The organism is Agreia sp. Leaf244, assembly GCF_001422695.1.
Classification (GTDB): domain Bacteria; phylum Actinomycetota; class Actinomycetes; order Actinomycetales; family Microbacteriaceae; genus Agreia.
Genome location: NZ_LMLX01000008.1, coordinates 85,078 through 105,802 on the forward strand (window position 1 = coordinate 85,078; position 20,725 = coordinate 105,802).

The 20,725-nt window shown below is 67.6% G+C and carries 21 protein-coding genes and 1 tRNA gene; 15 read left to right on the top strand and 7 right to left on the bottom strand.

All coding sequences use genetic code 11. From position 1 onward, the window contains the following. Positions 1–27 precede the first annotated feature (27 nt). The 3 genes from ASF06_RS18575 (at position 28) to ASF06_RS18585 (ending at position 1,663) form a co-directional block, all read left to right on the top strand. A tRNA-Gln gene (locus ASF06_RS18575) sits at positions 28–99 on the top strand. 98 nt (positions 100–197) lie between these two features. Beyond that, positions 198–671, top strand: coding sequence for a hypothetical protein (locus tag ASF06_RS18580; protein WP_055950632.1), 474 nt, complete (start codon positions 198–200; stop codon positions 669–671). Between the two features lie 53 nt (positions 672–724). Beyond that, positions 725–1,663 carry a 5'-3' exonuclease gene (locus tag ASF06_RS18585; protein WP_200920418.1) on the top strand — a complete coding sequence of 313 codons (939 nt, stop codon included), beginning with the start codon at positions 725–727 and terminating at the stop codon, positions 1,661–1,663. Between the two features lie 7 nt (positions 1,664–1,670). On the opposite strand, the gene ASF06_RS18590 is transcribed toward ASF06_RS18585, so the two are convergent. Further along, positions 1,671–2,795 carry a zinc-binding alcohol dehydrogenase family protein gene (locus ASF06_RS18590; protein WP_055950639.1) on the bottom strand — a complete coding sequence of 375 codons (1,125 nt, stop codon included), beginning with the start codon at positions 2,793–2,795 and terminating at the stop codon, positions 1,671–1,673. Positions 2,796–2,887: 92 nt separating this feature from the next. Here ASF06_RS18590 and ASF06_RS18595 point away from each other — a divergent pair, with 92 nt between their 5' ends. Further along, a complete protein-coding gene (locus ASF06_RS18595) occupies positions 2,888–3,454 on the top strand; it encodes a TetR/AcrR family transcriptional regulator (RefSeq protein WP_055950642.1) in 567 nt (188 codons plus the stop codon). A gap of 4 nt (positions 3,455–3,458) precedes the next feature. Here ASF06_RS18595 and ASF06_RS18600 read toward each other — a convergent pair whose 3' ends face one another. Further along, on the bottom strand, positions 3,459–4,241 hold the full coding sequence (locus ASF06_RS18600) for an IclR family transcriptional regulator (protein ID WP_055950645.1): 783 nt from the start codon (positions 4,239–4,241) through the stop codon (positions 3,459–3,461). A 79-nt stretch (positions 4,242–4,320) separates the two neighbouring features. Between ASF06_RS18600 and hutH the strand changes: the two genes are divergently transcribed. Further along, entirely contained in the window at positions 4,321–5,892 is a 1,572-nt protein-coding gene (hutH, locus tag ASF06_RS18605; protein ID WP_055950648.1) for a histidine ammonia-lyase, read from the top strand. A gap of 21 nt (positions 5,893–5,913) precedes the next feature. Here the strand turns inward: hutH and cls are convergent, their stop codons facing one another. The 4 genes from cls to ASF06_RS18625 form a co-directional block, all read right to left on the bottom strand. Further along, positions 5,914–7,386 carry a cardiolipin synthase gene (cls, locus tag ASF06_RS18610; protein ID WP_055950650.1) on the bottom strand — a complete coding sequence of 491 codons (1,473 nt, stop codon included), beginning with the start codon at positions 7,384–7,386 and terminating at the stop codon, positions 5,914–5,916. After that, positions 7,386–8,129 carry a FadR/GntR family transcriptional regulator gene (locus ASF06_RS18615; protein ID WP_055950653.1) on the bottom strand — a complete coding sequence of 248 codons (744 nt, stop codon included), beginning with the start codon at positions 8,127–8,129 and terminating at the stop codon, positions 7,386–7,388. The genes cls and ASF06_RS18615 overlap by 1 nt, the downstream gene beginning before the upstream one ends. A gap of 41 nt (positions 8,130–8,170) precedes the next feature. Further along, entirely contained in the window at positions 8,171–10,705 is a 2,535-nt protein-coding gene (locus ASF06_RS18620) for an MMPL family transporter (RefSeq protein WP_055950656.1), read from the bottom strand. 94 nt (positions 10,706–10,799) lie between these two features. Then, complete coding sequence (locus ASF06_RS18625) at positions 10,800–11,432, bottom strand: TetR/AcrR family transcriptional regulator (RefSeq protein ID WP_157439260.1); 633 nt, start codon at positions 11,430–11,432, stop codon at positions 10,800–10,802. Between the two features lie 97 nt (positions 11,433–11,529). Between ASF06_RS18625 and ASF06_RS18630 the strand changes: the two genes are divergently transcribed. After that, a complete protein-coding gene (locus tag ASF06_RS18630) occupies positions 11,530–11,970 on the top strand; it encodes an endonuclease VII domain-containing protein (RefSeq protein WP_082501089.1) in 441 nt (146 codons plus the stop codon). On the opposite strand, the gene ASF06_RS20240 is transcribed toward ASF06_RS18630, so the two are convergent. Then, positions 11,952–12,467 carry an HNH endonuclease signature motif containing protein gene (locus ASF06_RS20240; protein WP_082501090.1) on the bottom strand — a complete coding sequence of 172 codons (516 nt, stop codon included), beginning with the start codon at positions 12,465–12,467 and terminating at the stop codon, positions 11,952–11,954. The genes ASF06_RS18630 and ASF06_RS20240 overlap by 19 nt on opposite strands. Before the next feature lie 127 nt (positions 12,468–12,594). Here ASF06_RS20240 and ASF06_RS18640 point away from each other — a divergent pair, with 127 nt between their 5' ends. The 9 genes from ASF06_RS18640 to ASF06_RS18680 form a co-directional block, all read left to right on the top strand. Then, positions 12,595–13,995: an MFS transporter gene (locus ASF06_RS18640; RefSeq protein WP_055950665.1), complete on the top strand. Its 1,401-nt coding sequence runs from the start codon at positions 12,595–12,597 to the stop codon at positions 13,993–13,995. A 37-nt stretch (positions 13,996–14,032) separates the two neighbouring features. Further along, the gene (locus ASF06_RS18645) at positions 14,033–15,772 is read left to right on the top strand and encodes a dihydroxyacetone kinase family protein (protein ID WP_055950668.1); all 1,740 of its coding nucleotides are present in this window, start codon (positions 14,033–14,035) and stop codon (positions 15,770–15,772) included. Next, complete coding sequence (locus ASF06_RS18650; RefSeq protein WP_055950671.1) at positions 15,769–16,239, top strand: ribose-5-phosphate isomerase; 471 nt, start codon at positions 15,769–15,771, stop codon at positions 16,237–16,239. Before ASF06_RS18645 ends, ASF06_RS18650 begins: the two co-directional genes overlap by 4 nt. Next, positions 16,239–16,985, top strand: a complete 747-nt coding sequence (locus ASF06_RS18655; RefSeq protein ID WP_055950674.1) for a triose-phosphate isomerase family protein — start codon at positions 16,239–16,241, stop codon at positions 16,983–16,985. The genes ASF06_RS18650 and ASF06_RS18655 overlap by 1 nt, the downstream gene beginning before the upstream one ends. Then, positions 16,982–17,782 carry a sugar phosphate isomerase/epimerase family protein gene (locus tag ASF06_RS18660; RefSeq protein ID WP_055950677.1) on the top strand — a complete coding sequence of 267 codons (801 nt, stop codon included), beginning with the start codon at positions 16,982–16,984 and terminating at the stop codon, positions 17,780–17,782. Before ASF06_RS18655 ends, ASF06_RS18660 begins: the two co-directional genes overlap by 4 nt. Continuing rightward, positions 17,772–18,629 (top strand): phosphogluconate dehydrogenase C-terminal domain-containing protein, encoded by an 858-nt coding sequence (locus ASF06_RS18665; protein ID WP_055950680.1) that lies wholly within the window; start codon positions 17,772–17,774, stop codon positions 18,627–18,629. Before ASF06_RS18660 ends, ASF06_RS18665 begins: the two co-directional genes overlap by 11 nt. 126 nt (positions 18,630–18,755) lie before the next feature. Next, entirely contained in the window at positions 18,756–19,547 is a 792-nt protein-coding gene (locus ASF06_RS18670) for a siderophore-interacting protein (RefSeq protein WP_055950683.1), read from the top strand. 57 nt (positions 19,548–19,604) lie between these two features. Next, a complete protein-coding gene (locus ASF06_RS19915) occupies positions 19,605–20,132 on the top strand; it encodes a hypothetical protein (RefSeq protein WP_055950686.1) in 528 nt (175 codons plus the stop codon). A 248-nt stretch (positions 20,133–20,380) separates the two neighbouring features. Continuing rightward, positions 20,381–20,725 (top strand): hypothetical protein (locus ASF06_RS18680; protein WP_442853939.1); only part of this gene is annotated, 345 nt, incomplete at its 3' end.

The window sequence follows — 20,725 nt, forward strand, 5'->3', positions numbered from 1 at the left end:
CGAATGCGTGCTCCACGGAGTGCGCGATCCGCCTTGGTGTAATGGCAGCACGACAGCCTTTGGAGCTGTTAGGTCTAGGTTCGAGTCCTGGAGGCGGAGCGGTTCCGGTCGGGCTGTGCCCGCGGGCGAGAGGGGCTCGAATGCCGCGCAGTATCGACGGGCGCCTGGGTCGCCGTTCCGGCAGGACGAGGGGGACCGTGGCCCTCGAGGACCTGGACGCCCGTGCGATCGCCGTGCTCGGGATCGGTTGGGCCGTGATCGGCCTGATCGCGGCAGTGGTCTTCGGCCTCGTCGCTGCCCCTGTAGTCGGGGGCACGTTCCTGGTCGAGCTGTCGGGTCGAGGCAGCGACGCGTCGCTCGCGCTCAACACCCGAGCGTTCGTTCTCGTTCAACTCATCGCCGCTGCGGTGGCCCTGATCGCGAGCGTGCTCGCCGCCGTCGTGGCTCGACGTGCCGCGCCCTTCTCGGTGTGCATCGGCGCGCTCGTCTCGATCCTTACTCCGCTCCTGATGGGAGTTGTCATCGTGAACGCGGTCGTCCCCTCCTACGGCGATCTCGACCGCGCAGGTCTCGCCTCTCTGGGGATGCTCGGCGGCACGATTCTCGGTGCCGTCTCGTTCTCGCTCGTGGTCGTCTCCACACGACGTCGAGATACGCAGGCGACGGCCTGATCGCATCCGAGGTCTCGACACCACGAACGGGGTCGAGCGTGTCAAGATCGATCATGGCCGACCGATTGATGCTGCTCGACACCGCCTCGCTCTACTTCCGCGCGTTCTACGGGGTGCCCGACACCATCAAGCGAGACGACGGCACGCCCGTCAACGCGGTGCGCGGCCTGCTCGACATGATCGCGCGGCTCACGACGGAGTTCGAGGCCACTCACCTCATCGCCTGCTGGGACGACAACTGGCGCCCGACGTGGCGGGTCGCTCTTGTCCCGAGCTACAAGGCGCAGCGCGTGGCCAAGGCCGTGAAGAACGGGCCCGACGTCGAAGAGGTGCCCGAGGGGCTGGTCGCCCAGATTCCGCTCATTCGCCACGTGCTCGAGGTCGCCGGGGTCGCGATCGTGGGCGCCGAAGATCACGAGGCCGACGACGTGATCGGCACGTACGCTGCTCGCGCGAACTCCGCCGTCGATGTCGTGACCGGCGATCGCGACCTCTTCCAGCTCGTCGACGATGAGCACGAGGTGCGCGTGATCTACACCGCGCGCGGCATGAAGAACCTCGAACTCGTCACCGACGAGGTGATCGTCGCCAAGTACAAGGTGCTTCCGAGCCAGTATGTCGACTACGCCACCCTCAGGGGCGACGCCTCCGACGGGCTGCCCGGGGTCGCTGGTATCGGCGAGAAAACGGCCGCGACCCTCCTCGCCGAATACGGCACGCTCGAGTCGATTCGCGACGCTGCGCAGGATGCCGACAGCGGCTTGAGCGCGTCGGTGCGGTCCAAGATCGCGGCGGCCGGCGACTACCTCGACGTGGCGCCGACGGTCGTGACAGTGGTGCCCGACCTCGACCTGGCGTCGCCTGCCGAGGTCGGCGCCGGGCTCGCGCCGGTCGGCGGCGACGCACGCGACGAGCTCGAGAGGCTGTCGAAGGACTGGAACCTCGGCGGTTCGGTCACTCGACTGCTCGCCGCATTCGACAGCTACGCCTGAACAAGCGTCAGAGCGTGACGACGAACTTCGTCGCCGAGGCTCCGGCTCGAAGCGCGTCGAGAGCGGGCTGGATGCTCTCGAGGCCGGTGCCGACGACCTCCGACCTCGGCGCGGTCACGTAGCGGCCCGCGGTGAGCGCATCGGGCAGGAAGCGTCCCCACAGCATGGGTCCGACCTCGGTGTTCATCAACGCGCTGCCCCAGACGAATCGCGTGCGGATTCCCCGAAGGCGGCTGCTCACCATCAGCGGTACGGTGCGCGAGAGCATCCGCAGTCCGAATCCCGCGAGTGCCAGCGGTGCGCGGCGGCGAGGAAGGCTGCTCATCGAGACCGAGGGGCTGGTGAGGCTGATCCGGCGGGCGCCGGTCGCGACGGCGATCGACAGGGCGGGTTCGGCAGATCCCGTTCCCACGGCGATGATGCCGGCCACCGGTCGGCCCTCGATGAGGGCGACGACGTCTCGCACGGCCGAGCCGCTGCGGTAGTCGACGACGTGTCGGGCCCCGAGCGCCCGCATCCGGTCGTGGTTGTACGGCGACGCCGTTGTGAGCACGGAGTAGCCGGCCGCGACGGCGAGCTGGATGGCATTGCTTCCGACGCTCGTCGATCCTCCCCAGACGACCACCCACTCGGTGGGGTCGGCATCTGCACCGGCCGCGCCGCTCGTGGGATGCCGCAGGCCGAGCTGGTCGCTCTGGAACAGGGCGGAGGCGGCTGTCGAGATGGCCAGGGGGAGCACGACGGCGTCCTCGAACGACAGCTCGTCGGGAATACGAGCGGTCAGCTGCGCCTGCACGACGGTGAACAGCTGGAAGGCGCCTTCGGCGGCGTGATTGCGGTTCTTCTCCATGCCCACGGCGTAGGCGATGACGCGGTCGCCCACAGTGAAGCCCGAGACGCCCGCGCCGACCTCGACGACCTCACCCGCGACATCCTCGCCGAGCACGGTGGGGCTGGGCAGCCACCCGTACATCACGTTTCCGGTTGACTGTTTGATCTCGTCGAGGGGGTTCACGGCGACGGCGCGTGCGCGGATCACCAGCTCGCCTGCCGCGGCAGCTGTGTAGGGAGCCTCGGCGACAGTCAGATCGGCGTAAGGGGCGGTGAGAAAGGCGGCGGAATTCGTAGGCATGATGGGCGTCCTCTGTGTGGTGTGCGAGTGATGACATTGCGTGTCATCAGAATACACATGATGGCACGCCATGTCATCACTAAGATGGAGAAATGGCACGTTGGCAACCGGATGCGCGAGGGCGGCTCGAGCGGGCGGCGTTCGAACTCTTCGTCGAGCAGGGATTCGCGACCACGACCGTTCCCCAGATCGCGGAGCGCGCGGGGCTGTCGACACGCACGTTCTTCCGTCACTTCGCCGACAAGCGCGACGCCCTCTTCGCCGAAGAGCGCGCCGTTCCGGAACAGGCAGCCGGCATCATCGCCGAGGCTCCCGCATCGCTCGGCCCCCTGCAGGTCGTCGCCGACGGGTTCGAGGCCGTGGCCTCGGCACAGTTCTCCCGCGAGAAGAGCTACTACATCGAGCGCCATCGAATCATCCAGTCCGACGACGGGCTGCGCGAGAGGCAGCTGCGTGCGCAGGACGCCCTGGTCGAGGCGCTTCGCACGGGTTTCGAGAAGCGCGGCAGCGACCCCATCGACGCGGTGCTCGCGGCACACCTCACGGCCACCGTGTTCAGCGTCTCGATCGGTCGCTGGCTCGGCTCGCCCTCTGACGAGCCTCTCGCCGCGCTGCTCCGCGACACCTTCGACAGGATGCGGCGCACCGCCTCGTCGTAGGCCGTCACCTCGTCGAGGTGACTCCGCCGATGCGCCGCGACAGTTCGTGTGCATGCCGCGTTGTCTCCTCCGCGAGCCTGGACCGGCTCTGCTCATCGTGCGCGTCGCGCTCGAAGGTCACCGCGATCGCCGCGGCCGGCCATCCCACGTGGTCGATGACCGCGACCGCGATGGAGGCGAGTCCAGGAGTGATCGTCTGATCCTCGACGGCGAAGCCGCGGGTGCGCGTCTCGGTGAGGATACGACGGAGCCGACCGTACGTCTCCGGTCCGGTCTCCTCCCCACGCCGGGTGAAGGACGAGGCATCGGGAAACAGCGCCCGCACCTGGGCGGCGGGCATCGCGGCGAGCATGGCGATACCGCTGGCCGTGAGGTGTGCGGGCAGTCGTACGCCCACATCGCTGACGAGCGCCGGCCTGCGAGGAGCCCGTTCCTCGATGAGATACAGCACGTCGCGGCCGTGCATCACGGCGAGGTGCGCGCTCTCGGCGATGCGGTCGACGAGCAGCGCGAGCACCGGGTGGCCGAGTCGGGAGAGCGGCTCCTGTCGGGCGAATCCGGAACCGAGCTCGAACGCCGCGATTCCCAGGCCGTAGCGCCTGATCTCGGCGAAGTGCAGCACGAAACCGGCGTCCACGAGCACACCGAGCAGTTTGTAGACCGTTGACCGGGGCAGCGAGAGGGCGGATGCCAGGGTCGCGGCGGGCACAGGCCGACTCTGGCCCGCCAGGTGGCTGAGGATGCGCAACGCCGCACTCGCGGCGGGCGCTCCCGATTCGATGGTCATGCTCAACTGTCTCGCATACGAGACGGTTTCGTCGTATCCGGGCCATCGGCATCCGCATGCCCGCGGTCGAATGGGTGTTATGACCGAGACCGTATCGACCCTCACCCGCGCCTCGACCGCTGTGCATATCGGCACCGGCCCGATCGATATCGACGACGTGGTCGCCGTGGCACGCCACGACGCACGCGTGGAGATCGATGCCGACGCCCGCGCCGCAGTCGTGGCCAGCCGGGCCGTCATCGACGCGCTCGCAGCAGACCCTGCGCCGCACTACGGGATTTCCACCGGCTTCGGGGCCCTCGCCTCGACGTTCATCGCGAGCGAGCAGCGAACGCAGCTGCAGCGGAGCCTGGTTCGATCCCACGCTGCGGGCTCGGGCCCCGAGGTCGAGCGCGAGGTCATCCGCAGCCTCATGCTGCTGCGCATCTCGACTCTGTTGACCGGGCGCACAGGCATCCGCCTGTCGACGGTCGAGAGCTACGCCGGCATGCTCAATGCGGATATCACGCCGATCGTGCGCGAATACGGCTCCCTCGGCTGCTCGGGCGATCTGGCGCCGCTGGCCCACTGCGCGCTCGCCCTGATGGGGGAGGGCGAGGTGCGCGATGCCCTCGGGATAGCGATGCCGGCCGCCGAGGCGCTCGCGGCGGCGGGCATCGATCCCGTGGTGCTGGCCGAGAAGGAGGGACTCGCCCTGATCAACGGCACCGACGGCATGCTCGGGCAGTTGAGCCTCGCCATTCACGACCTGCGGATGCTTCTGACGAGTGCCGACATCGCCGCCGGCATGAGCGTCGAGGCACTACTCGGAACCGACGCCGTGTTCGCCGCCGACCTGCAGGCGCTGCGGCCCCAGCAGGGGCAGGCCCTCTCCGCCTCCAACCTGCGATCGATGCTCGCGGGGTCACCGATCGTCGCCAGTCACAGGCCCTCGGCCCACACCGTGGTGCAGGACGCCTATTCGCTGCGCTGCGCGCCTCAGGTGCACGGTGCTGCTCGAGACACCGTCGACCACGCCGCCCTGGTCGCGAGCCGAGAACTGGCATCCGCCGTCGACAACCCCGTCGTGACGATCGACGGGCGTGTCGAGTCGAACGGCAACTTCCACGGCGCGCCCGTGGCCTACGTGCTCGACTTCCTCGCCATCGTGACGGCCGATGTCGCGAGCATGTCGGAGCGCCGCACCGACCGCATGCTCGACCCGGCGCGCAGCCACGGGCTCCCCGCATTCCTGGCTCACGACGCGGGAGTCGACAGCGGCCTCATGATCGCCCAGTACACGGCTGCGGGGATCGTGTCCGAGCTCAAGCGGCTCGCCGTTCCGTCGTCGGTCGATTCGATCCCGTCGTCGGCGATGCAGGAGGATCACGTGTCGATGGGGTGGGCCGGCGCTCGCAAGCTCCGCACCGCCATCGACGGACTGACCAGGGTCATCGCGATCGAGGTGATGACGGCCGCCCGTGCGCTCGACCTGCGCGCACCGCTCGAGCCCGGCGCGGGATCGAGCGCCGTGCTCGAGGTGGTGCGGGCCGAGATCGACGGGCCGGGGCCCGACCGCTTCCTCTCGCCCGAGATCGAGGCCGTCGCATCCCTCGTTCGGCGGGGAGCCGTGCGCGACGCAGCGGCGGCGCGGCTGGGCGGTCTGAACTGAGCTGTCGAGGCGCGGACCGCGCTACTGCACGGCGGCGGTGAGGCGGGCGACGGTGTCGAGCGCCTGGGCCACCGCCGGACGGGCCAGCCATTGCTCGAGCGTGATCTCGCGCGACTTCTCGCGGTAGCCGTCTTCGATCGCGCGCAGCCGCTCGACGAAGTCGGCGCTGCGCACCATGAGGGACACCTCGAAGTTCAGGCTGAAGGAGCGCATGTCCATGTTGCTCGACCCCACCACGGCCACGTCGTCGTCGACCGTGAAGTGCTTCGAGTGCAGCACCGTCGGCTCCTGGTAGAGGAAGATGCGCACGCCGGAGCGCAGAAGCGTCTCGTAGTACGAACGCTGGGCGTGGTAGACCACGTACTGATCGGCCACGGCACAGGCGAAGAGCTGCACCTCGACGCCCCGCTCGGCAGCCGTGGTGATCGCGTAGAGCATGGAGTCGTCGGGCACGAAGTACGGGCTGGCGATGATCAGGCGCTCCTGCGCGCCGTAGACCAGCGCGTTGAAGAGGCGCAGGTTGTTCTCGCCCTCGAACCCGGGACCGCTCGGAACGACCTGGCATTCGATGCTGTTGGGGGAGTCCGACGGGGTGGCGCGCGTGTCGTCGGTCTCGACGATGTCGCCCGTCTCGCTGTACCAGTCGGTCACGAAGAGGGCATCGAGGCCGAGCGCTGCGGGGCCTTCGAGCCGCACCATCAGGTCTTTCCACTTCAGGCCCCGGCGGATGTTTCCTCGCTTGTCGTAGCTCGAGTCGATCATGTTCTGCGACCCCGTGAACGCGATGTGGCCGTCGACGACGACGATCTTGCGGTGATTGCGCAGATCGGGCCGACGCCAGTTTCCCTGCCAGGGACGGAACGGCAGCATCTCCTCGAACCGGATGCCGTTCTCCCGCAGCCAGGCGCGTGTCGAGCGACCGCGCGGATTGCGCATGGTGGCCCAGTGGTCGTAGAGCACGCGCACGGTGACGCCCCGCTCGTGGGCCGACTTCAGCGCGTCGAAGAACGCTCGGGTGGTTTCGTCGCGGCCGAGGATGTAGAACTCGACGTGCACGTACAGCTTTGCGGATGCGACGGCGTCGGTCATCGCCTGGATCGACGCCTCGTAGTCGGGCAGCAGGGTGGCGGTATTGCCCGCGATGAGGGGCATGGCGCCGAGGGTGCGGTTGAGGTGCACGACCGAGCCGAACCAAGCGGGTTCGGCCGTGGTGGTCTCGGCGCCGTCGAGCGGTCCGGCAGCGTCGAGGATGAAGGCGTTGACCTCGCGTTGCTTGTCGCGCCTGTCTTTCGGCAGCCGGGAGCTGCCGAGCATCGCGTAGAGAAGGCTGCCGGGGATGGGGGAGATGAAGATGGCGAGCAGCCAGGCCATGGCGGAGCTGGGTCGGCGGTTGCGGGGAACGGTGACGACCGCGCCGATGCGGATGAGGATGTCGACCACCAGGATGACGATCGGAAAGATCTTGAGGATCGAGCGCCAGGTCGTGCGGGCCATCAGGCGGCCGGAAGCGTTCTGAGCAGCCGCTCGGTGGCGGTCACCATGTGCGCTCGCATCGCGTCGGCAGCAGCTTGGGGATCGCGAGACAGCAGGGCCTCGTGCACTGCAACGTGCTCGTCGTAGGCCTGCTCGGCGTCGGACGTGTCGTGAAGGCCGCGTTCGACCCAGATGCGCAGCAGCGAACGAATGCTCTGCAGCAGGGTGACAAGAACCGAGTTGTCGACGCCGCGTGCGATCTCGAGGTGGAACTTGAGGTCGGCCTCGATGAAGCGGGTGCGGTTGTCGCCCGCCTCCTTCATGGCCGTGAGGTGCTGGTTGAGCCGCTTCATCGCATCGTCGGACATGCGGCTCGCTGCAAGCTCTGTGGCGAAGACCTCGAGCGCACCGCGAACCTCGATCAGTTCGCGGGTGCGCGGCTCGCCGAGCATCAGGCCCCAGCTCAGCGTCTCGGGAAGCAGCTCGGAGGCGGTTCCGCGGAGGTACGTGCCGCTGCCGGGACGCACGTCGACGATGCCCAGGATCTCGAGTGCGGCGAGGGCCTCGCGCACCGCCGAGCGGCCGATTCCGAGGGCCGCGGCGAGCTGACGCTCCGGCGGCAGGCGGGTGCCCGGCGCGATGTCGCCGCCCATGAACAGGTCGAGCAGGCGTTTCGCGACGGCGGACACCGCCGTGCCGCTGGCCACGGAGCTCAGGGCCGCGCTGATCTCATCGGTTGCGGGTCGATCGGGGAATGCGGGCACAGGCTCAGATTATCAACGTGTCACGCCGAGTTCGCGCAGCACTACGAGGTGGGCGCCTCGGCATGCTTCGGACCAGCGGCCTCGTGAGCCTCCGTGGGGTGCTTGCGGTGCAGAGAGGCCCCCTCGACATCGACATCGGGCAGGATGCGGTCGAGCCACTTCGGCAGCCACCAGGCCGACGCACCGAGCAGATGCATCACCGCAGGGATGATCAGCAGTCTGACGACGAACGCGTCGAGCAGCACTCCGAGAGCGAGACCGAGACCGATCGACTGGATCATGACGGAGTTCGAGAAGATGAATCCGCCGAAAACACTCGTCATGATCAGTGCGGCGGCGATGACCACCGTGCGCCCGGCATGGACGCCGCGCTGAACCGCGAGCCTGGCCGGCGATCCGTGCGCGTACGACTCGCGCATGCCGCTCACCAGGAACAACTGGTAGTCCATCGCCAGCCCGAACAGCACTCCGACCACGAGGATCGGAAGGAAGCTCAGGATGGGGCCGGGATCGTGCACCCCGAAGACGGGGGCCAGCCAGCCCCACTGGAACACCGCGGTGATGCCGCCGAAGGCCGCGAACAGAGACAGCACGAATCCGGCCGTCGCCGTGATCGGCACGAGAATCGACCTGAAGACGAGAATCAGGATGATCAGAGACAGTCCCACAACGACGGTCAGGTAGAGCGGGAGCGCTTCGGCGAGCTTCTCGCTGACGTCGATGTTGCCCGACGCGTTGCCGGCGACACCGAGCTCTGCGACACCGTCGATGTCGAGGCCGCGCAGGTCGCGCACGAGCTGCTCGGTCGACTCGCTGGTGGGGCCCTCCTTCGGCACGACCTGGAAGGCGAGCAGCAGGTCATCGTCGCTGGCACCGATCGGGGCCACGGCCACGACGTCGTTCTCGGCCTTGAGCAGCGTTCCGATGCGCACCTGCTCGCTCACGAGCTCGTCATCGGTGATCGCCTTGTCGAGATCGGCGACCACGATCAGCGGGCCGTTGACACCGGCGCCGAACTTGTCGTCGATGAGCTTGTAGGCCTTGTAGGCGCTCGAGTCGACCGGCTCGGAGGAACCGGCGGGCAGGCCGAGTCGCATCGAGAGCGCGGGCAGGGCCACGATGAGCAGCACGGCGATTCCGGCAACCACGGTGATCGCTGCGCGCAGTGTGTTCATGGGCTTGTTCGGAACCCGGGCCTGGTGATCGGTGTGGCCGACCTTGGCGCGGGCCTTCTTGGTGAGGATGCGCATGCCGGCGAGGCGGAGCATGGCCGGCGTCAGCGTGACCGCGATGAGGATGGCGACGAAAACACAGACGGCGCCCACGGTTCCCATGAGCCCGAGGAACGGGACCCCGGTGAGGTTGAGGGCGAGCAGGGCGATCAGTACGGTCGAGCCGGCGAAGACCACGGCGTTGCCCGAGGTGCCGTTGGCGAGGCCGATGGACTCCTTGAGTTCGAGACCCGAGCGCAGTTGGGTTCGGTGCCTGTTGAGGATGAACAGGGAGTAGTCGATTCCGACCGCGAGTCCGAGCATCACGCCGAGCACGGGCGTGACCGAGAGCATGGTGACCGTTCCCGACAGCGCCAGCGAGGCGAGCACTCCCACGCCCACACCGATGATTGCGTTGACGAGCGGCAGGGCGGCGCCGATGAGGGTGCCGAGCATCACGAAGAGGACGATCGCGGCGAAGATCACGCCGCCGATCTCTCCCGGGCCGAGAACCTCGGGGATGGTCGCGGCGATGTCGTTGGACACCTCGGCGGTGACGCCGTCGATCTTGGCGTTGCTCAGTTCCTCGACCACGGCCTCCTTGGCCTCCGAGGGAACGAGGTTGAGGGACTTGTCGAACTGCACGGTGCCGACGGCGGTCGTGTCGTCTGTCGAGACCTGGCGGATGTTCGAGGCCAGGTCGAGGAGTTTGGCTCCCTCTTCGAGGGTGGCGCTCTGCTTCTCGAGCTCGGCGCGGCTGGAGTCGATGGTCGCCTGCTGCGTCGCCAGCTCGGCGTTGCCCGCGTCGAGCTGCGCCTGCTGGGCGTCGAGTTGAGGCTGGGCGGCGGCCAGCTGGCCGGCTGCTTCCGCCTGGGCGCGTGCCTGGTCGAGCTGCTGCTGACCGGCGGCGGCCTGGCTCTTCGCGCTGTCGAGCAGTGCCTGGCCGTCGTCGAGTTTCGTCGTGCCGTCGGCGATCTGCTGCCGGCCGTCGACGACCTTCTGGGCGGAGTCGTCGATCTGGGCCTGCGTGTCGAAGGGGTTGGTCGTCGACTTCACATCGTCGAGCTCGGTCGTCTTCTCGAGCAGCGCGCCGATGGCCGTCTTCTGCTCATCGGTGAAGGCGGTGTCGTCGGTGGTCGTGAACACCACGGTTCCACGTCCGCCACTGGCCGACGGGAACTTCTCGGCCAGTTCGTCGCTGACCTTCTGGGTCGCCGTTCCCGGAATGCTCACCGCGGAGGTGAGCGTGCCCCCGAACAACGCGAACGCTCCTCCTGTGAGGCCGAGGATCACGATCCAGGCGACGATGACCAACCAGGCGCGGCGTGCGGAAAACACACCGAGGCGGTAGAGGAGGGATGCCATGTTCCTCAGCTTCTTTCTGAAATGAGCGGGTGACGGGGGAGGAGTCTCACGTCGCATCGTTGGGAAGAGAGAGGGGAGTGGGGGTGGGCGGAACTCAGCTCGGTGCGGAGTATCCGTCGCGGACGATACCGATGAAGCGGTCGAGAAGGCTGTCCCAGACGCTCCGAGACGCGGCGTCGAGCGTGCCACCGGCTTGGATCATCCAGTGCCGAGCGACCACGGAGATGCCGTTCAACAGAGTACTCACGAGGACCGCGACCTCGAACTCATCGACGCCGCTGCGCCGGGCGAGCTCGACCGTGAGGCCTTCGGTCGACCGCATGAACACGCTGTCCGCATTCTGGGTGCGGGCGTCGTCGCCGTCGAGGAGCCCGAAGAAGTAGGCGACCAGACTGGGCAGATCCATCTGCTTGATCGCCGTGGTGACCTCGGCGAAGAGCGCCGCGCGGCTGCCGTGGCTCGAGGGGGTGACGCTCGCGACGGCGAGAAAATCATCGATCGCACGATTGAGGGTGCGGGTGCAACTGGTCATGATCACGTCGTCGAGCGACGAGAAATGGTTGAAGACGGTGCGACGGGCGATGTCGGCGCGGTCGGCGAGCTCATCGACACTGAAGCGGGCCTGTCCTCGTTCGAGGATCAGCGAGTCCGCAGCGTCGAGGATGGCTTCACGGTGCCGGGCCTTCAACTCGGCTCGGCGATCCATCAGGATCGGCTTGGTGGTCACGTTATTACACTAGGTGCAACGACGCACTGAGTGCAACCTCGGCGGTCCTCTGAGAACGGTTATGGTTGGCTGAATCGTCTGAGACGTGGGGGAGAGTATGCCGGTCGTCCGCCATCGCTTGACAGATATCGACGCAGAAAACCGCAAAGCGATCTGTTCGGTATGCGGCGAGACGCGCATCCGGTATCGCGAGAACGGGCGCTCCGAATGCATGACGGTGAGGAACGCGAACAAGTTCGGTGCCGGCAATCGCGATGAGCAATTGCGCCGCCGCCGCTTGAGAGAGCGGTACAAGCTCACGACGGAGGAGTTCGACGAACTCCGGGAATCCCAGGCGGGCCGCTGTGCGATCTGCGGCAAGGAGGACAGCTCCGAATCGGGTCTCGTGGTCGACCACGACCACCGCACCGGACGTGTGCGCGGGCTCCTCTGCAACGGCTGCAACGTCGGACTGGGATTCCTCCAGGACGATCACGAGGTGCTGACGGCGGCCGCGGCCTACCTCGTCGACTTCTCTCGTCAGGCGTCGTCGGACTGATCCGTTCTCGTGCCTTCCAGAGGCAGGATGAGGTGCCCGTACTTCGCTCCACGAAAGCGCGTGGTCCGACGAGGAGGAAGGCCTCGTCGTTCACGATCGGCGGCCCACTCCTCCAGCGAGAGGTCGCGCTTGTCGGCGTTGCACTCTCCGCACGCCGGCAGAAGGTTTCCGTAGTCGTTCCGGCCGCCGCGACTGATCGAATAGACGTGATCGGGTTGGATCTCCGTGCGCGATGTGGCTGTCGAGCAGTAGGCGCACCGTCTGCCGAATTCGCTCCATAGTCGGATGAGCTCGGCACGAGAGAATTCGCCGTTGACCCGATGACTGCGCGCTCGGCGCCGCATCTCCTTCGCCTGCCACTTGCACGACATGGAGCAGTACCTGGCGCTCCGACGGATTCGAGTGCCGTTCTCGCCGCACCAGATGCAGATCAGCTCCACCACAGAAACAGCCCCCGACGATCCCACTCGTGACCACCGCGAAACGGTGCACCACATAACCTAGCGGCTTGCGCGGAATACCGAGCAGGCGTTATGGTTTCTAAATTGGTCAACCGGTTGTTAGGGGTTCGCTGTCCGCCGGGGCAGGAGCGCAGTCGGAATTGACGTGACAAAGGAGTTATCCATGACCACCTCCCGCGCCGAGACGCACGTCTCAGCAATCGAGAAGTCGACCATCAAGAAGGTGGCGTGGCGGCTCGTTCCATTCGTGGCCTTTATGTTCTTCATCAACTACCTCGACCGATCCGCCATCGGTTTCGCCGCGCCGAACGGAATGAACGACGACCTGGCCCTGACGGTCACCCAGGTCGGATTCGCCTCGGGCGTCTTCTTCATCGGGTACATCCTGCTCGAGGTCCCATCGAACCTGGCGCTCGCCCGCTTCGGTGCGCGCCGCTGGCTCTCGCGCATCATGGTCACCTGGGGGATCGTCGCGGTTCTCTTCACCTGGGTCGGCAACTTCGAGCAGCTCGCCATCCTGCGTTTCATTCTCGGTGTCGCCGAGGCCGGATTCTTCCCAGGCGCCATTCTGTTCCTCAGCCTGTGGGTGCCCGCGCGTCACCGAGGCAAGATCCTCGCGCTCTTCTACCTGGCACAGCCTCTGACAACCGTCATCGGAGCCCCGCTGGCCGGCCTGCTCATCGGCGCCCACGGACTCTTCGGCCTCGAGGGCTGGCGGGTCATGTTCCTCGGCGTCGGCGCACCGGCGATCATCATCGGCGTCGTGGCATGGTTCTACCTCAAGGACAAGCCCAGCGATGCGAAGTGGCTCACCAAGGAGGAGCAGGTCTGGCTCACCGAGGAGCTCGCCGCCGAGAAGACCAAGACCGAATCGCTGCAGGCCGTCACGGCCGGCAAGCAGCGCGGAGGCTTTATGCAGGCCTTCACGAGCGGTCGTGTCTGGATTCTCGCCTTCATCTACTTCGGCTTCATCTACGGTCTCTACACCCTGGCGTTCTTCCTGCCGACGATCATCAACGGTTTCCAGGAGCTCTACGGCACCGAGTACAACGTCTTCGAGAAGGGCCTCATCACGGCCGTCCCCTACATCCCGGCCGCCATCGCGCTGTGGCTGTGGACCAAGGACGTCTCGAAGCGCGGACTGAGGACCTGGCACATCGCAGGCCCGGCGGTCATCGGTGCCCTCACGATTCCGCTGGCCCTGTTCGCCGGGTCGCCCGTGGCCACGATCGCGGTCATCGCGATCACCGCCATGGCCATCTTCGCCGTGCTGCCGAACTTCTGGACATTGCCCACCCAGTTCCTCACCGGCGTCGCCGCTGCAGCGGGTGTCGCCTTGATCAACACCGTCGGAAACCTTGCCGGATTCGGCGCCCCCTACATCACGGGTGCCGTTGCCGACCTCACCAAGGACTCGTCGGGCGAACCGCAGTACTTCGTGCCGATGGCGATCGTGGGCTTCTTCCTGCTGCTCTCCGCCGTGCTGATGGTCGTGCTCTCGTACCGGGGCAAGAAGGACGGTTCCTTCAACCCCGACGCGAAGGCGCCGGCGATCGTCCACTGACCGCCGATACGACTCTCGACACCCCAGGAGATCTCAGATGACTCGCCTATTCAATGATCCGACCGAGTTCGCCGACGAGATGATCGACGGCTTCGTGGCCGCGAATGCGAACCAGGTACGCCGGGTCGCGGGCGGCGTGGTGCGCAGCACCCGCACACCCGAAGGAACCGTCGCGCTCGTCGTCGGAGGCGGCTCGGGCCACTATCCGGCATTCGGCGGCATCGTGGGCCAGGGCCTCGCCCACGGCGCCGCTATGGGCAACCTGTTCGCGTCGCCCTCGGCTCAGCAGGTCGAATCTGTGGCGCTCGCCGCCAACCGCGGCGGGGGAGTGCTGCTCAGCTTCGGAAACTACGCCGGAGACGTGCTGCACTTCACCCAGGCCGAGCAGAAGCTGAACGCCGCAGGCATCCAGACGCGCCACGTTGCGGTGACCGACGACATCTCGTCTGCCCCGGCGGCCGAGAAGCACAAGCGCCGCGGCATCGCGGGCGACCTCACGGTGTTCAAGTCGGCCGCGGCCGCGGCCGAGGAGGGCTATTCGCTCGACGAGGTGGTTCGTGTCGCCGAGCTGGCGAACGAGCGCACCCGCTCCTTCGGCGTCGCCTTCTCGGGCTGCACCCTTCCCGGTGCCGACGCGCCCCTCTTCACGGTCCCCGACGGTCGCATGGCCGTGGGGATGGGCATCCACGGCGAGCCGGGAATCGACGAGACCGACGTGCCCACGGCCGACGGTCTCGCGGAGCTGTTCGTCGACTCGCTGCTCGCGGAGCTGCCCGAGGGCATCTCGTCGGCCCGGGGCCAGCGGGTCGGCGTGATCCTCAATGGTCTCGGCTCGGTGAAGTACGAGGAGCTCTTCGTCGTGTACCGACGCATCGCCACGCTGCTCGCGGAGGCCGGCCTCGAGGTCGTCGACCCCGAGGTGGGCGAGCTCGTCACCAGCTTCGACATGGCGGGGGCCTCGCTCACGCTGTTCTGGCTCGACGACGAACTCGAACGCTTCTGGCGTGCACCGGCCGACACCCCGGCCTACCGCAAGGGTTCGGTGGCAGCCGTGCAGCAGCTCGATCCCAGCGAGATCGAGGCCGCGCAGGCCGTCGTGATCCCCGAGGCCGACGAGGATTCGAGGCAGGCTGCGGCTGTCGTCGTGCAGGCGATCGAGGCGATCGCCCGCGTCGTCGACGCCAACGCCGACGAGCTGGGCCGCATCGACGCGGTCGCCGGCGACGGCGACCACGGCATCGGGATGCAACGGGGCGCGCGGGCCGCGTCGGCCGCGGCATCCGAGGCGCTCGCCCTGGGCGCGGGCGCGAAGACCCTTCTCGAGCTGTCGGCGAACGCCTGGGCCAACAAGGCCGGCGGCACGTCGGGAGCGCTGTGGGGCGTCGCCCTGTCGGCGGTCGGCGACGCTCTGGGCGACGAGGGCAGGCCGACGGCCGAGTCCGTGTCTACCGGAGTCGCGGCCGCGGTCGACGGCATCATGTCGTTCGGCAAGGCCGAGGTGGGCGACAAGACGATGGTCGACGCCCTCGTGCCCTTCCGCGACACCCTCAAGAGCGGAATCGACGGCGGAGCCTCGCTCGCCGACGCCTGGCAGACCGCGGCCGACGCCGCCTCGGCCGCCGCGACCGCCACGGCCGATCTGCTGCCCCGCATGGGCCGCGCCCGTCCGCACGCGGAGAAGAGCCTCGGAACCCCCGACGCCGGAGCGTACTCGTTCGGCCTCATCGTGCAATCCATCGCCGCCGTCCTGGCCGGCACCTCTGAAGGAGAGAAATGACTGACAAGCTCCGCATCGTCATCGGCTGCGATGACGCGGGATTCGACTACAAGGAGATCCTGAAGAAGGACCTCGAAGCGAGCGACCTCGTCGAGAGCGTCACCGACATCGGTGTCGACGCCGACGGGCACACCGCCTACCCGAAGATCGGCGTCGCGGCCGGCGAGCTCGTCGCCTCCGGCGAGGCTGACCGCGCGCTCCTCTTCTGCGGCACGGGAATCGGTGTCGCCATGGCCGCCGGCAAGGTCGCGGGAATCCGCGCATCCGTCGCCCACGACAGCTTCTCTGTCGAGCGACTGATCCTCTCGAACAACGCCCAGGTGCTCACCATGGGCCAGCGCGTCATAGGAATCGAGCTCGCCCGCCGCCTCGTGCGCGAGTGGCTGACGTACCGCTTCGATGAGGCCAGCGCGAGCGCCGAGAAAGTCGCCGTGCTCTCGGAGTACGAGGCAACGGGCTCCTGCTGATGACCACCCCCACCCTCGTCGGCGTGAGCCTGAAGATGTACTTCGGGCACGCGCAGACGCTCGACTGGATCTCGAGGGTCGGCGACCTCGCGCGCCGCCATCCCGCGGTGCAGAACGGCTCCGTCGAGGTCTTCGTGATTCCGAGCTTCGTGTCGCTCGCGCAGAGCGTCGGCGTTCTCGAGGGCACGCCCGTGCTCGTCGGCGCCCAGGACCTGGCGACGGAGGACGCGGGAGCGTTCACCGGCGAGGTCAGCGGCGTCGAGCTCGCCGAGGTCGGCGCACGCGTCGTCGAGGTGGGCCACGCGGAGCGTCGCGCCCTGTTCGGCGAGACCGACGAGATCGTGGCCGCGAAGACGTCGGCGGCGCTGCGCAACGGCCTCGCCCCCGTGCTCTGCGTCGGCGAGAAGACGCGCACCTCTCCTGAGGATGCCGCCGCGGAGTGCCTGCGCCAGCTCGGCTCGGCGCTCGACGGCGCGCCCGCGGGTCGCGTGATCGTGGCCTACGAGCCCGTCTGGGCGATCGGTGCGGCTGAGCCCGCGGAACCCGCATATGTGCGGGCCGTCTGCGCCCTGCTGCATTCGGCCGTGGCAGACCGACCCGACAGTGCCGTGATCTATGGCGGCAGCGCCGGCCCCGGTCTGCTGGCCGAGCTCGGCGACGAGGTCGACGGCATCTTCCTCGGCCGGTTCGCCCACGACACGGATGCGTTGGGGCGCGTTCTCGACGAAGCGGGGGCCCGGCGATGATCGGCCTCGGCTCCTACGCGTTCTTCTGGCAGCATTCCGAGCTCGCGCCGAACCGGCTCGATGCCTTCGACATGCTGCGCCGCACAGCGGAACTGAACGCCGAGCTGTTCCAGTTCTGCGACTACGCACCCATCGAAGACCTGACGCGCGACGAGCTCGCGCGCCTGTCCGATCTGGCCCACGAGCTCGGGATCACGCTCGAGCTCGGCACGAAGGGCGTGACGCCCGACCACCTCGAGAAGTATCTCGACCTCGCGAACGCGCTCGACGCATCCATCGTGCGCAGCATGCTCTACTCGCCCACGTCGCGACCCACCCTCACCGAGGCCGAGTCGCAGCTGCGACAGATTCTCGGTGCGTACGACGACGCCGGCGTCGACCTGGCCCTCGAGACCTACGAGCAGGTCTCATCGACCGACCTCGTCGGGCTCGTCGAGCAGGTGGCGCATTCTCGGCTCGGCATATGCCTCGATCCGGCGAACAGCGTGGCTGCTCTCGAGAACCCGCGCGACGTGATCGCCCGCACCGCGCCCTACGTCAAGAACATCCACGTGAAGGACTTCGCGTTCACCCGGCGTGGCGGCTGGGTGGGCTTCACCCTCGAGGGTGCCCCGCTCGGCACCGGCCTCCTCGACTACGACTACCTGCTCGAGACCGTTCGCCCGAACGAACGCGGCATCAACCAGGTGATCGAACACTGGCTTCCCCTCGCCGACACCATCGACGAGACGGTGCAGCTGGAGAACGACTGGAACGACCACAACCTCGCATATCTAAGGAGCAAGAATGTCTACTGACAACCTCACCATCGCCGTGATCGGCGCCGGCGGCAAGATGGGCATGCGCGTGTCCAACAACCTCGTCAAGACCGACTACACCGTGTACTACAGCGAGGTCTCGCCCGCCGGGCAGGAGCGCGTCACCGCGACCGGCCGCGTGCTCACCGACACCCCCACCGCTGTTGTGGACGCCGATGTCGTCGTGCTCGCCGTTCCCGACCTCGCACTGAAGGCCGTCTCGGCCGACGTGGTTCCGCAGATGAAGAGCGGCGCCGTGGTGCTCACCCTCGACCCCGCCGCCGCCTACGCGGGTCTGCTGACCCGTCGCGACGACGTGATCGAGGCGGTGACGCATCCGTGCCACCCGTCGATCTTCGTCGAGCGCCACACGCCCGAGGAGTACGCCGACACCTTCGGCGGAATCGCGGCCCTGCAGGATGCGATCGCTGCGATCGAGAGCGACGACGAGTCGAAGAAGGCCCAGGTCGAGCAGGTCGTGCGCGCGATCTTCGCCCCGGTGCAGGACGTGCACTGGACGACCGTGAAGCAGCTTGCCCAGCTCGAGCCCACCCTCGTGGAGACCATCGCCTGCATGATCGGCGCCCTGCTCAAGGAGTCGCTCGACGAGGCCGTGAACACGATGGGCGTTCCCGAGCCCGCCGCACGCGCCATCCTGCTCGGCCACACGCAGGTCGCCCTGGCGAACACGCTCAAGGGTGACAACCCCTTCTCGGATGCGTGCCTGATCGCCATGGACTACGGCCGCGGCGCCATCATCAAGGAGGACTGGAAGAAGGTCTTCAGCGACGAGGAGCTCGACAAGAACCTCGCGAAGATGCTGCACCTCGACAAGATCGAGCGCTAGTCCGTCCCGGGCTCAGGGAACGGCTGTCGTTCCCTGAGCCTGTCGTTCCCTGAGCCTGTCGAAGGGCATCCTCGCCTGTCGTACTTGTTAGGCTTACCTAAGTTCGTCTCGAAGTTAGGTCATGCCATGTCCCTCACCGCTCCAGCCGCCGGCGCCCGGAAGCCGCGCACCCAGATCACCCTCTCGGTGGTTCGCGCCCTCAGGCTCTCTCCCCACCTCGTTCGCGTGGTTCTCGGGGGCGCCGGTTTCGACGAGTTCGTCAGCAACGACAAGACCGACAAGTACGTGAAGATGCTGTTCACCGATGTCGACGGTCACCAGGTCACCCGCACCTACACCGTGCGAGAAGTGAACGAGGTCGACAAGACGATCTCGATCGACTTCGTCGTGCACGGAGACGAGGGCCTCGCGGGGCCCTGGGCCGCCGCCGCGAAGCCCGGCGACATGGCCATCGTCTCCGGCCCCGGCGGGGGATACGCTCCCGATCCCACGGCCGACTGGCACCTGTTCGCCGGCGACGAGTCGGCGCTCCCCGCCATCGCGTCGGCTCTGGATGCCCTTCCCTCGACCGCGCGCGGTGTTGCGTTCATCGAGACCTACACCGAGGCTGACGCCATCGAACTGCGAGCCCCCGAGGGCGTCGAGGTGCGCTGGCTGCTGCGCCGCGACGCGCACGCGGGCAAGACGACTCTGCTCGCCGACGCGGTCGCCGATCACGACTGGGCCGAGGGTCGTGTGCAGGTCTTCGCCCACGGGGAGCGCGGAGCCATGAAGCAGCTCCGCGATGTCTTCAAGGAACGCGGCGTCACGCGCACGCAACTGTCGCTTTCGGGCTACTGGGCTTTCGGACGCACCGAGGATCGCTTCCAGGCGGAGAAGCGCGAGCCCGTCGGCGTCATCGAGCCCATTTCCGATTGAGTCCGCGCGTTCCAAAACGATCGCGGTGGTTCGCGGGTCATCGGGCACAATGATCGTATGAATCGTGCCCAGCGCAGAGCGCCTCTCGTCGTCATCGCCACGGTTCTGCTCGTCGGCCTCAGCGCCTGCGTTCCGGCGTCCGAGCCCGCGCCGACGGTCACGGTCACCCAGAGCGCGCCTGCGGTCACCATCACTCCGACGCCCACGCCGACCCCGACGCCCACACCGACTCCGGCTGCCGAGCCCGAGCCGGCTCCCGCTCCCGAACCGCCTGCGCCTCCCGTCTCACCCAACGCCATGGGTGGGCAGACCGACGGGGGAAACACGGCGACGACGCCGTGGGTCAGCGACTCGGGTCCCCAGCAGTTCGCCATGGGGCCGGCGGTCGCGCTGAACGACTACGAATACAGCTACACGGTCGCCAACCAGGACCAGGTGCTGGCGATCGCTTCCCGCTTCAATCTGCAGGTCGACGATGTGGTCCGGGTGAACTTCCGCTGCTCTGACTATCTCGAGGTACAGCCGGGCGACGTGCTCGACATCCGCTGGCCCGTCGATTCCGAGCAGATCGGCGGAGGCTGCTGACCAGCCCCGCCCCGCGCTGGCCGAGTAGGCCGCCCGCGGCCGTATCGGCCCCCGGTCCCGGAGCCTGTCGAAGGGCACCCGCGTTCGGTCGAGACCCGTTCCCTGAGCTTGTCGAAGGGCACCCCACCAGGCCACGACTCCTCCTCCACAACCCAAGCCCAACGACACTTATCCACAGTCGTTTCCGCTGGTCAAGCATCGAATGCTCGTTCCGACCCAGTGTCGGTGGTCACTGTTTGACTTGTCCCATGACACCCCCACCCCCGCCCCTCTCGGCCGACCCGTACGTGGTCGCGCTCGATGAGGTCGCCGCCCTCGACACGCAGATAGCCCGCCTATCCGCGGTCAGGGCCAGACGCGTCACCGCTGCTGCCCGCGAGCTCCACCGGCAAGCACCCGTTGACACGTCCACCGCAGGTCCGGTCTGGTCCACGGCCCGGGTCGAACGGGTCGAACTCCTTACCGAGCTCGCCCTGCTGACCCGCCGCACCGAGTACCGAACCGCGGTCCTGGTCGACACCAGCACAGCCCTCGTTGACCGGCTCCCGGCAACCCTGGCGGCGGTGGCTGCGGGTTCGGTGTCGTGGGAGCAC